The sequence below is a fragment of the Catonella morbi ATCC 51271 genome, assembly GCF_000160035.2.
In the GTDB taxonomy this organism is placed as follows: Bacteria; Bacillota; Clostridia; order Lachnospirales; family Lachnospiraceae; genus Catonella; species Catonella morbi.
This window is the reverse complement of record NZ_KI535367.1, coordinates 416,247-426,840: the sequence shown is the minus strand read 5'-3', so window position 1 is coordinate 426,840 and position 10,594 is coordinate 416,247. Positions and strand designations below refer to the sequence as shown.

Annotated in this window: 12 protein-coding genes; 7 read left to right on the top strand and 5 right to left on the bottom strand. The window is 37.0% G+C overall.

Going from position 1 to position 10,594, the window contains the following annotated elements; translation table 11 throughout:
- Positions 1 to 357 precede the first annotated feature (357 nt).
- Positions 358 to 921: an alkyl hydroperoxide reductase subunit C gene (ahpC, locus tag GCWU000282_RS05555; protein ID WP_023354052.1), complete on the top strand. Its 564-nt coding sequence runs from the start codon at positions 358 to 360 to the stop codon at positions 919 to 921.
- Positions 922 to 1,113: 192 nt separating this feature from the next.
- A complete protein-coding gene (locus GCWU000282_RS05550) occupies positions 1,114 to 2,751 on the top strand; it encodes an FAD-dependent oxidoreductase (protein ID WP_023354051.1) in 1,638 nt (545 codons plus the stop codon).
- Positions 2,752 to 2,925: 174 nt separating this feature from the next.
- Here the strand turns inward: GCWU000282_RS05550 and GCWU000282_RS16585 are convergent, their stop codons facing one another.
- From GCWU000282_RS16585 to GCWU000282_RS15815, 4 genes are all read right to left on the bottom strand, one after another.
- Positions 2,926 to 3,099 carry a hypothetical protein gene (locus GCWU000282_RS16585; RefSeq protein ID WP_023354050.1) on the bottom strand — a complete coding sequence of 58 codons (174 nt, stop codon included), beginning with the start codon at positions 3,097 to 3,099 and terminating at the stop codon, positions 2,926 to 2,928.
- Positions 3,100 to 3,162: 63 nt separating this feature from the next.
- Complete coding sequence (locus GCWU000282_RS05545) at positions 3,163 to 4,506, bottom strand: DUF4153 domain-containing protein (protein WP_035039625.1); 1,344 nt, start codon at positions 4,504 to 4,506, stop codon at positions 3,163 to 3,165.
- A gap of 1 nt (position 4,507) precedes the next feature.
- The gene (locus GCWU000282_RS05540; RefSeq protein WP_023354048.1) at positions 4,508 to 4,717 is read right to left on the bottom strand and encodes a helix-turn-helix domain-containing protein; all 210 of its coding nucleotides are present in this window, start codon (positions 4,715 to 4,717) and stop codon (positions 4,508 to 4,510) included.
- 14 nt (positions 4,718 to 4,731) lie between these two features.
- Positions 4,732 to 5,211: a DUF2975 domain-containing protein gene (locus tag GCWU000282_RS15815; RefSeq protein WP_023354047.1), complete on the bottom strand. Its 480-nt coding sequence runs from the start codon at positions 5,209 to 5,211 to the stop codon at positions 4,732 to 4,734.
- A gap of 280 nt (positions 5,212 to 5,491) precedes the next feature.
- On the opposite strand from GCWU000282_RS15815, the gene GCWU000282_RS05530 reads away from it, so the two are divergent.
- From GCWU000282_RS05530 to GCWU000282_RS15810, 3 genes are read left to right on the top strand one after another with little or no spacing between them, the layout of a single operon-like run.
- Complete coding sequence (locus GCWU000282_RS05530) at positions 5,492 to 6,742, top strand: polysaccharide biosynthesis protein (protein ID WP_023354046.1); 1,251 nt, start codon at positions 5,492 to 5,494, stop codon at positions 6,740 to 6,742.
- Positions 6,743 to 6,749: 7 nt separating this feature from the next.
- Positions 6,750 to 7,445, top strand: coding sequence for an acylneuraminate cytidylyltransferase family protein (locus GCWU000282_RS05525; protein ID WP_023354045.1), 696 nt, complete (start codon positions 6,750 to 6,752; stop codon positions 7,443 to 7,445).
- A gap of 16 nt (positions 7,446 to 7,461) precedes the next feature.
- Positions 7,462 to 7,908 carry a signal peptidase II gene (locus GCWU000282_RS15810; protein ID WP_023354044.1) on the top strand — a complete coding sequence of 149 codons (447 nt, stop codon included), beginning with the start codon at positions 7,462 to 7,464 and terminating at the stop codon, positions 7,906 to 7,908.
- 247 nt (positions 7,909 to 8,155) lie between these two features.
- Here the strand turns inward: GCWU000282_RS15810 and GCWU000282_RS05515 are convergent, their stop codons facing one another.
- Entirely contained in the window at positions 8,156 to 9,346 is a 1,191-nt protein-coding gene (locus tag GCWU000282_RS05515; RefSeq protein ID WP_035039809.1) for a pyridoxal phosphate-dependent aminotransferase, read from the bottom strand.
- Positions 9,347 to 9,500: 154 nt separating this feature from the next.
- On the opposite strand from GCWU000282_RS05515, the gene GCWU000282_RS05510 reads away from it, so the two are divergent.
- Positions 9,501 to 9,899 (top strand): response regulator, encoded by a 399-nt coding sequence (locus tag GCWU000282_RS05510; protein WP_023354042.1) that lies wholly within the window; start codon positions 9,501 to 9,503, stop codon positions 9,897 to 9,899.
- A gap of 3 nt (positions 9,900 to 9,902) precedes the next feature.
- A complete protein-coding gene (locus GCWU000282_RS05505) occupies positions 9,903 to 10,583 on the top strand; it encodes a hypothetical protein (RefSeq protein WP_023354041.1) in 681 nt (226 codons plus the stop codon).
- Positions 10,584 to 10,594 lie beyond the last annotated feature (11 nt).

Here is a 10,594-nt window from a genome sequence, read left to right as displayed (position 1 = left end):
AAGTTGGATCAATGGCTTTTGTGTTATATCCTAATTTCATTAGAAATATTATATCACACTTTTTAATAAAATACAACAGTTACAACAAATATATTATTTTAATTTGACAAAGAAATATATTAAAAAAAGCCCATTTTTCAATGGACTTGATGATTTTGAGCTATATATTACAAGGCATTAACTGTTGAACTCCCGTTTCCTTTTTAGGGAAATAAATGTTATCAAAAAGTTTACAAAAAGTTTTAAAATTTCCTTTGACAATTATTGTTGACTGTGGTATATTGTATATTATAATATTGTACGCAATCGAATTATATTCGTACATAAAATAACATAAATTTGAAAGGAGATTTTAAAATGTCATTAATTAACAAGGAAGTAGCAGATTTTACAGTACAGGCTTTTGAAAACAATAACTTCAAAGAGGTAAGCAAGAAAGATATTTTAGGAAAGTGGAGTGTATTCTTCTTCTATCCTGCAGATTTTACCTTCGTTTGCCCAACAGAGCTTGAGGATCTTCAGAACCTCTATCCAAAGTTCAAAGAAGTTGGTTGTGATATTTACAGCGTATCTACAGATACTCATTTCGTACATAAGGCTTGGCATGACAGCTCAGAAAGAATTTCCAAGCTCACATATACTATGCTCGCAGATCCAACACACGTACTTTCAAAGGATTTTGAAGTATATATCGAGGATAACGGTCTTGCTGAGAGAGGAACTTTCGTAGTAAATCCTGAAGGAAAGATTGTTGCTTATGAAGTAAATGCAGGTAACGTAGGTCGTAACGCTGAGGAGCTTTTCAGAAAGGTTCAGGCACTTCAGTTCGTACACGAGCATGGTGATGAAGTTTGCCCTGCTAAGTGGACTCCTGGCGCAGAAACATTAAAGCCAAGTCTTGATCTTGTTGGACAGCTTTAATTTTAAGTAAAATGTAGATTTGACAGGCTGTCGTATGTGGCGTAAATACCGGTGATATAATCTTCGGTGTGCGATATGCGACAGCCTGTTTTTATATCAACCTGAGTCTTGAGCTTTGAGGCAAAAAGGGTTAAAATGGATAGATAGTTTAAGCTAACTTATATGTTTAATACAATGCAGTAAGGAGGAAAAATGGATAACAAAAATTTATATGATGTTGCTATAATCGGCGGAGGTCCTGCAGGGCTTACAGCAGCTCTTTACCTTGCAAGAGCCTGCTACAGGGTAATAGTGCTTGAAAAGGAAAAGTTTGGCGGACAGATTACCATTACTTCTGAAGTGGTTAATTATCCGGGTATTGAGATTACTGACGGACATACACTCACCGAGAAGATGAGAATTCAGGCTCAGAACTTCGGAGCAGAATTTAAGCTTGCAGAAGTTACTGCCATAAATATGGATAATGATGTTAAGGAAATAGAAACAACAAAGGGTAAGATACAGTGTCTCGGTGTGCTTCTCGCAACAGGTGCTCATCCCAGAATGATAGGCTTTGAAGGTGAGGCGGAGTACAAAGGACATGGAGTGGCATACTGTGCTACCTGTGACGGTGAATTCTTTACGGGAAAGGATATTTTCGTAATCGGCGGAGGCTTCGCGGCTGCTGAGGAAAGCGTTTTCCTTACAAAATATGCGAAACATGTAACCATTCTTGTAAGAGATGAAGATTTTACCTGTGCCAAGGCTACAGCTGACGAAGCTAAGTCAAATAAGGATATTACCGTACTTTATAATAAAGAAGTAGTAAAAGTTGAAGGTGACGGAGTACTCAGAAGTATTACCTGGAAGGATAGGATAACAGGAGAAGAGACCACACATAAGGTAGAAAATGATACCTTCGGTGTATTTGTATTTGCAGGCTATGCCCCTGAAACAAGCCTTGTTAAAGGGCTGGCAGATACAGATGAAAGAGGATACATTATTACGGATAAGTCTCAGATGACAACCAGAGAAGGACTTTTTGCGGCGGGAGATGTGTGCATAAAGCCTCTCAGGCAGGTGGTTACAGCGGTTGGTGACGGTGCTCTTGCGGCTACAGAGCTTGAAAAGTATGTAGTTAAAATGCATAAGAAGACGGGGCTTGTGCCTGAACAGCCTATAAGAGAAGGAAGTGCAAACAATCACGAACTTACTCCGGCAAAGAAGGAGCCGGCAGTAGAAGAAAGCGGTAATGCTCTGTTTACCTCAGATATGCTTGCACAGTTAAATGCGGTATTCGGTAAGATGGAAAATAAACTTGTGCTTAGTCTCGGACTTGATAATAGAAATTCTTCCAACGAGCTTAAACACTATATGGAAGAACTGGCTAAGCTTACGGATAAGTTAAGTATCAAACTTGAAGAAAATGTCGATGCGGCAGAAGCTCCATATGTAAAGGTATGCAGGGAAGATGGCAGCTTCTCAGGTCTTGCTTTCCATGGTATTCCTGGCGGACATGAATTTACTTCATTTATCTTAGGTCTTTATAATGTGGCAGGTCCGGGACAGCAGATAGAGGAAGATACAAAGGCAAAAATTCAGGCTGTGGATAAGGATACAAAGATTAAAATTATGGTTTCCCTTACCTGTACAATGTGTCCTGACCTTGTAGTTGCGGCACAGAGGATAGCTTCGCTTAGTCCTAAGGTAACTACCGAGGTTTATGACCTCAATCATTTCCCTGATCTTCGTGACAAGTATCAGATTATGAGTGTGCCTTGTATGGTGATTGATGATGGAAAACCTAATTTTGGTAAGAAAGACATAAATCAGGTTTTGGATTTGATTTAATTCAAATTATTCACGAAACATCTTGTGAAATATCATAATCAAACCGCAGGTTTGAATTATGATATTTTACAGATGTTTGGTAATATCGCCCCATAGTCACAGACCGAAAACAGTTCATCCTACTGTGCTAAGAGGAATAAGAGGTCTGTGACCTATGGCGTGAATAATTGGGTTTTATTTTTTTTTATTTCCCATAGAATAAGCATTTAATATCAAAATACCGCCCATTCCGATAAAAGCTGCGTATTGGTTATTCTCGTTCGAGTAGTACATATAGCCTGCAAACATCAGCAGAATAACTCCTGCAATTAATTTTATATAAAACGGTGAAAATTTCTTAGGTTTCATACAACCTCCCCTAAAAAGCTTTTGATAGTATTATAGTGCTTTTTAGCGGGGAGGTAAAGAGGGTTACCTCGGCAAAACAGACTCAACAAGAGGGGTTACCTGTATTATAGTTCCTTCTGAAAATGCAAATAAGATAAAGCTTACTATAAATAATATGGCTATATACCTTATTCCTTCAAACTTCTTATACAGCCTTATAAGCATAAGTACGGCGGCGGTAAACATTACTAAGAGGAACCAGTAGGCTACCAGTCTTCTTGAAGTAAAGCCGTAGTTTGCTACATAGAGGTAAAGCTTGAAATAGTCAAGAACAGCAAAGCAAATTCCGGTAGTTGCAAATAGTGTGGCAAAAAACTTCACCCGCTTATCCTTAAATTCTGTAAAACTCTCCGGTGCAAAGAAGAAGAATACACCAAGCACCGAAAAATTAAGCATAAGTATCTTAATAAGTTCATAAAAGCCTTTTACTGCAAGTCTTGAGGCTTCAGGAGCGGTAAAAGAATCAGAACCGATAACCGGAATTATAGTCTGTATCTGAAATATAAAGAAGATTATATAAATAGTGCTTAGGGCAGCAAGCACAGTAATTACGGCAAACTTTGGTATATGTCTGTAACTTTCAAGTCCGTTAACTATATTTTCTTTCTTAAATTCAGGCTCATTTTTAATAGCAGAGCCACCTATAAGCCCCATAAGGAAAGCACCGATAGGTATGGATATGATAAATCTTGTTATAAATCTATAAAACCGGTAATTAGCAAAAATAGAATCGAAACCGGGAAGTAAATTAAGAACCCCACCGGTTAACCTCGCAAATCCCGTATCCACATTTGACAGGAGTGAAGAGGCAAAGGTTACAAGGATTAAAGTGATAATTACTGTTGTTAAGACCGGCAGGCATTTCTTCTTATTTACCTTAAAAGAGCGGTTTTTAAAAGCATTTACAAATACAATTATTCTAAGTAGGAAGTTTGAAAACGGTGTAATTATAAAGGCTGAAATGAAGTCAAAAAACACCATAGGACCGGTCTTGCCTTCTGCTGTCATTTCCATTCTCATAAGTACGTAATAAGCCGCATTACAATGAAGAAATAAGAGTAAAAACGGTGAAAATGCTCCTTCGCTTTCAAAGGTTCTCGTGCACCAGAGAATAGAAAGCAGGATGAGGGTTATAAGCCAGAATATACTTTCTCTGTTTCTGGTTTTATTGAACTTCGAAGCAGTAAGCTCTGTGATTCCTATAAAAGCTAAAGTAAAGATAAAAAATCTCAGGTTAAAATCAAAATTTCTAAGATGCACAATTATTGACCTCTCGCCCATTACATCCGGATAATAGTAGGCAAGTATGTAGGTTGCAAAGGTTAACAAGAGTAAAAACGGTCTGTAAGCAAATTTCTTTTCATTCATTTTATTCATCCTCCTTATATTCTATTATATCTCCCGGCTGGCAGGAGAGTGCCTTGCAAAGCGCTTCCAGGGTGGAAAAGCGTATAGCTTTAGCCTTGTTATTTTTTAATATTGAAAGATTGGCATTGGTAATATCCACTTTCTCAGCCAGTTCGGAAAGTCCTATATTACGCTTTGCCATAATTACATTTAAATTTATATGAATTCCCATAATTCTCCTCTTTCTTAAATTGTTAAATCAAGTTCTTCCTTCATTTCTACTGCCTGCTCAAAAGCATTTTTAATAACCCTGACAATTAACATCATAAAGAGGGCGGCAAGGCTTAATACAAGAAAAAGCTTATGGTAGACTACAGTCGTTATAATTAAAAGTAAACCGGCAGAAAGGCAGCCATAACTTATAAACCTGAGCCATTTTATATTCTGAGGTACAAATACCAGGTCTTTTTCAAGATTGATAGTGAACCTAAGCATACAAAACAGTGTGAGCAGGGCAATTATGCCGAGTATGTAGCTTATAAAAGTAATAATATAAAATGAAAACTCATTGCTGATATTTATCCTGGCTCCTCCGGTAAGGGTTAAAAATCGGGATATAAGGTATTTGCCGCAAAACATCATAATTATAGAGGCAAGCATCAGTGCAAGTATACAAAATTTAGTCAAAATTATACTTCTCTTGCTGTTCCAAAGTGTTTCTTTCATAACTTCTCCTTACTTGGTAATATAAATTTTGTTACTGTGGATTATATCAGGGGTTATATTGAATGTCAATAGAAATTTATCGAAAAACAATAAATTAATAGCGAAAAACGGTATGTGATGATGAGACGAGGTAAATAACAGGTAAAAAGCAAGCCGAGAGATGGGGCGTTTAATTATTTGAGGTAGACAGCAGGTGGAGATTCCAGTATTTTGCTTCCATATTTTATTTTAAACTCTGACATGCTATAATCATATAAAGCAAGCTGTCAAGGAGAAAGATATGAAACTTTTTAATCTTGAGAAATTTATAAATGAAAAAGTTATCAAGCGTACAGAAAGTATGTTTTTAAATGATATAAAATTCTACGAGAGTAGTCTGAAAGAGAAAACAGAAGATAAATCTGTCCTTGTGATAGGAGGAGCAGGAAGCATAGGCAGTTCTTTTATCAGAGCCTTGCTAAAGTATGCACCGAAATCACTGGTTGTTGTAGATACAAATGAGAATACACTCGCAGAGCTAACCCGTGACCTTCGTAGCAGAAAAGAGCTTAAGATTCCGGATGAATACCTGACCTATCCTATGGATTTTTCTTCACCGGTTTTTGTGAAAATGTTTAAGAATAGAAAAGGCTTTGACCTGGTAGCTAATTTCTCGGCACATAAACATGTAAGAAGTGAAAAGGACATATATTCTGTGGAAGCTTTACTGCAAAACAATGTTATTAAAGCAAAAGCCTTGCTGGAGCTGCTTAAAGAGTATCCGCCGGAAGAGTATTTTTGTGTATCCACTGATAAGGCTGCAAATCCGGTAAATATAATGGGAGCAAGCAAAAGGATAATGGAGGATATGATATTCTCCTATTCCGAATATTATCCGGTAAAGACTGCAAGGTTTGCCAATGTGGCATTTTCCAATGGTTCACTTCCTGCCGGATTTCTTGAGAGACTGGATAAAATACAGCCGATTACAGCCCCGAGTGATGTGAAGCGCTACTTCGTTTCTCCGGAAGAAAGCGGACAGATTTGTCTGCTTGCCTGCCTGCTTGGAAATAACAGGGAAATTTTCTTTCCAAAACTTGAAGAAGCGGCTATGATGACCTTTGATAAGATAGCAGAAGAATTGATTAGGCATAGAGGCTTTGATATAGAATACTGTGGCTCAGAAGCTGAGGTAGTTGAAAAATGCGATGCCTTAAAGAACAGAATTATTGCAATGGCGGATTTTAAAAACATAAAAGAGAGCTTAAAATATCCTGTTTATTTTTCGAAATCTGATACAAGCGGTGAAAAAGCTTTTGAAGAATTTTATATTGAGGGTGAAAATATAAATCTAAACAGATTCGTAGCCCTCGGAGTTATTGAAGGTAAAGAAATTCCTGATAGGGAAAGAGTTGTGAAATTTACTGATGGGCTTAAAATTATGTTTGAAAAAGAAGAAACTAAGAAAGAAGATGTTGTAAAATATATATCAGATTATCTGCCGTCATTTAAGCATATAGAAACAGGTAAAGGATTGGACTCAAAACTGTAGAGGTGATATGAAAAATATAGCAATAATAACTGCAAGGAGCGGTTCCAAAGGACTTAAAGATAAGAATATAAAGGAACTTAATGAGAAACCCCTGATGGCTTATTCTATAGAAGCCGCACTTGTATCAGGCTGCTTTGATGAGGTTATGGTCTCTACCGACAGTGAGAAATATGCTGAAATTGCACAAAAATACGGTGCGAAAGTTCCGTTTTTACGCTCTGAGGAACTAAGCGGTGACAGAGCAGGGAGTTGGGAGACTGTAGAAGAGGTGCTCTGTAAATATCTGGAACTGAATAAGACTTTTGATACAGTGTGTTTATTACAGCCAACCTCTCCGCTTAGAGAGAGCAGTGATATAATAAATGCGTATAAACTTTTTGCAGAGAAGCAGGCGGGAGCCGTTACAGGGGTTTCTGAGCCGGAACATTCTCCGCTTTGGTGCAATACACTGCCGGAAAGTCTGTCTATGAGTGAATTTAGGGACAAAACCTACGATTTGGTACAGAGGCAGCAGCTTCCGGTGTATTACCGGATTAACGGAGCTATGTACATAAGACGGATTATTTATGATAAAATGCAAATAAAACTTGAAAAAGAGCCTGAATTTGCTTATATTATGAGTAGGGATAAATCTATAGACATAGATACTGAAATGGACTTCATTGTGGCAGAGCTGTATCTAAAGAGAAGAAATATCAATTAATTATAGGAGGTAGAGTATGATATCATTACTTTCAGGTGTGGCAGCATTTTTAACAGACCAGTTTTTTAAGAGCCAGGTTGAAAAAGATAAGATAGAAACCGGCAGACAGTATTTTGGGGATTTGATTACTATTAAAAAGTCCGTAAATAAGGGACTGATTATGAATAATCTTGAAGAAAAGCCAAGATGGGTACTTTCTTGGGTTTCCGCTATGTTTGGAATGACTGCTTACATTTATCTGCTCACACTTGGTAAGAAAAACAGAAAAATAAAGAGACTCGGTCTTGCGCTTATGGTTGGAGCAGCGGCTTCCAATCTTTATGACAGAATTAAAAAAGGCGGAGTTACCGATTATTTTGTAATAAAGGGAGTACCAAAGATTATATTCAATCTTTCCGATATAGTTATCATCCTTGGCGCAGTTATATCTGTGATTGGTGAGATTGTTGGCAATGATGAATAAGTTTTAGAGTAATAAAAAGAAAATATTAGAACAAAGCAGAAGGGCATCCATTTAATTATGGATAGCCCTTCTGCTTTAAATAAATTAACGGGTTATTGTTTAATTAAATAAAACTGCCTTGAACAGTATAATTTTATTAAAATGTTATGCTATCCAAGACAAAATATTGAATTTAGCATATTCTAACCCCAAATTATTCACGTTATAGACCACAGACCTCTTATTCTGCATAGTACAGTGAGTTAAATTATTTTAGGTTATAATAATCAGCAAGTTTTTCAAAAGCGCCGTAAGAATTATCAATCACGGCAGGGGATACACAATAAGCAATTCTTACATAACCGGGACAACCAAAGGCTGAGCCGGGAACCAGAAGAAGTCTTTCTTTCTTTGCTTTTTCCGCAAAAACTTTATCATCCTCAGGTGTTTTCATAAATAGATAGAAAGCTCCGTTAGGGCGGACATAGGAAAAGCCGAGCTTGTCAAGAATTGCTGTCAGCTTGTTCCTGTTATTTTCATAAATTTTGATATCGACACCTTCTTCAAGGCATTCTGCTATGGCTAATTGCATAAGAGACGGGGCATTTACAAACCCCAGTATTCTGGTGGCAGTTCCGGCAGAAACAATCATTTCTTCAAAATCTTCGACCTCGTCAGGTATAACCAGGTATCCTATTCTCTCGCCCGGAAGTGAAAGAGACTTGCTGTATGAATAGCAGACTATGGTGTTATCATAATATTTGGTGAGATAAGGTACCTTAAGACTGTCATAGACAAGCTCTCTGTAAGGCTCGTCAGAAATGAGAAATATTGTATGTCCTATTTCCCTGCTTTTATCTTTCAGCACAGCAGCTATATTTTTGATATCTTCTTCGGAGTATACTACACCTGTAGGATTGTTTGGAGTATTTATAATCAAAGCTTTGGTTTTTGAAGTAACGGTATTTTTTAAATCATCTATATCAGGCTTAAAGTTGCCTTCTGTGTTCGGTCTGACAGCTACAAGCTTTCCGCCGAAATTTTCTGTATAATGCCTGTATTCACCGAAGTATGGAGAAAAGGTAACTACTTCATCGCCGGGATTTAAAATAGTCTTTAATATCACATTAAGACCGCCTGCCGCACCGACAGTCATTATGATATTCTTAAATGAAAATCCGGTACAAAATTTTTTGTTAAGAGAAGCTGCGATCTTTGAACGGACTTCTTCATAGCCCGAATTATTCATATAGCCATGTAAATAATCAGGGTGAATATTATCTACAAGTTCTTTAATCACAGATTTTAACTTTTCGGGCGGGTAGACACTTGGATTGCCCAGACTGAAGTCATATACATTTTCTTTTCCGAATTCAGCAGCCATTTTCTTCCCGTCTTCAAACATAGCCCTAATCACAGAACTGCCTGACAGAAGATCCTTCATTTTATCTGAAACCATAAATACCTCACTTTCTATAAGCAACCCGGCTCTAATGCATAAATTTACAAAAATGTTCACTAAAAAATCACAGCTTCTTATTTGACACCATCACTCCATTATGATAACATAAAACTTTAAAAGATACACTTGTAATTTTGATTTGGAGGTAAAAATGAGAGTACTTATAGCAGAGGATGACTTCGCCAGTAGGAAGTTTATGCTCAGATTTTTTGAAAAATACGGTGAGTGTGATGTGACAGTAGACGGAAAGGAAGCAGTAGAGGCATTTACAATGGCTGTTGAAATGAATGAGCCTTATGACCTTGTCTGCCTTGATATAATGATGCCTGAAATGGATGGACACCAGGCGCTTAAAATGATAAGAAAATTAGAGGAAGATAACGGAGTTTCGGAAGAAGACAGAGTTAAGATAGTAATGACTACTGCATTAAGTGAGACAAGACATGTAACCAAGGCCTTTGAAAACGGTTGTACAGCCTATGCCGGAAAGCCTATCAACCAGGATAAACTTGTGGCTATGCTTAAAAAATTTAATTTGATTGAAGAGTAAGCTATGAAAAAAGAAAGTATTTTAGATGAGGAAGCCTATATCTATAATCACCGCAGTGATGAAAATGAATCCGATAAGTGGAAAAAAATGAGCCGTAAGCAGAAGTTTGCTTATTTTAATGATTATTACAGAAATAAGATTATTGCAGCAATAATTGTGCTGGGCTTTGTATTTTCTGTTTTATATACAATGTTTTCGCCAAAGCCTGAGGTAGTAGCATCTGTTGCAGTAATAAATGATTACTGGGATGAGGAAAAGACGGTTGAACTTACGAAGGAGCTTTCATCCTACCTTGAACTTCAAGAAGGAAAACAGGAAGTCCAGATTGATGATACATATATTCTTGAAACTACGGGTATGGGTAATGAAGTGGCAAATACACAAAGGCTGGTAGCCAAATTTGCAGCCGGTGATATAAATATAGTCATAGCTGATAGGGATAAATTTGATGAATTTGTAAACAGTGACACTTTTGCTAAGGTATCTGAAGTGTTGGATTCTGCTGTACCATACGGAGACAGATTAACTTCAAACGGTTACGGAATAAGTCTAAAAGACAGCAAGCTTTTAAAAGAATTGGGAAGCGGACGGAATGAAATGGTTTTAGGAGTTTTGGCCAATGCAGATGAAGAAGATTACAAATATATATCTAAATTAATTAAGTATATTTTACAAAAGTCTTAAAATGAGGGAAA

Bases quoted from the DNA above. Each gene is read 5' to 3' on its own strand.
- GCWU000282_RS05525 (WP_023354045.1), top strand. From the start codon at position 6,750: ATGAAAAATATAGCAATAATAACTGCAAGGAGCGGTTCCAAAGGACTT.
- GCWU000282_RS15810 (WP_023354044.1), top strand. From the start codon at position 7,462: ATGATATCATTACTTTCAGGTGTGGCAGCATTTTTAACAGACCAGTTT.
- ahpC (WP_023354052.1), top strand. From the start codon at position 358: ATGTCATTAATTAACAAGGAAGTAGCAGATTTTACAGTACAGGCTTTT.
- GCWU000282_RS16585 (WP_023354050.1), bottom strand. From the start codon at position 3,099: ATGAAACCTAAGAAATTTTCACCGTTTTATATAAAATTAATTGCAGGA.
- GCWU000282_RS05515 (WP_035039809.1), bottom strand. From the start codon at position 9,346: ATGGTTTCAGATAAAATGAAGGATCTTCTGTCAGGCAGTTCTGTGATT.
- GCWU000282_RS05545 (WP_035039625.1), bottom strand. From the start codon at position 4,506: ATGAATGAAAAGAAATTTGCTTACAGACCGTTTTTACTCTTGTTAACC.
- GCWU000282_RS05530 (WP_023354046.1), top strand. From the start codon at position 5,492: ATGAAACTTTTTAATCTTGAGAAATTTATAAATGAAAAAGTTATCAAG.
- GCWU000282_RS05550 (WP_023354051.1), top strand. From the start codon at position 1,114: ATGGATAACAAAAATTTATATGATGTTGCTATAATCGGCGGAGGTCCT.
- GCWU000282_RS15815 (WP_023354047.1), bottom strand. From the start codon at position 5,211: ATGAAAGAAACACTTTGGAACAGCAAGAGAAGTATAATTTTGACTAAA.
- GCWU000282_RS05505 (WP_023354041.1), top strand. From the start codon at position 9,903: ATGAAAAAAGAAAGTATTTTAGATGAGGAAGCCTATATCTATAATCAC.
- GCWU000282_RS05540 (WP_023354048.1), bottom strand. From the start codon at position 4,717: ATGGGAATTCATATAAATTTAAATGTAATTATGGCAAAGCGTAATATA.
- GCWU000282_RS05510 (WP_023354042.1), top strand. From the start codon at position 9,501: ATGAGAGTACTTATAGCAGAGGATGACTTCGCCAGTAGGAAGTTTATG.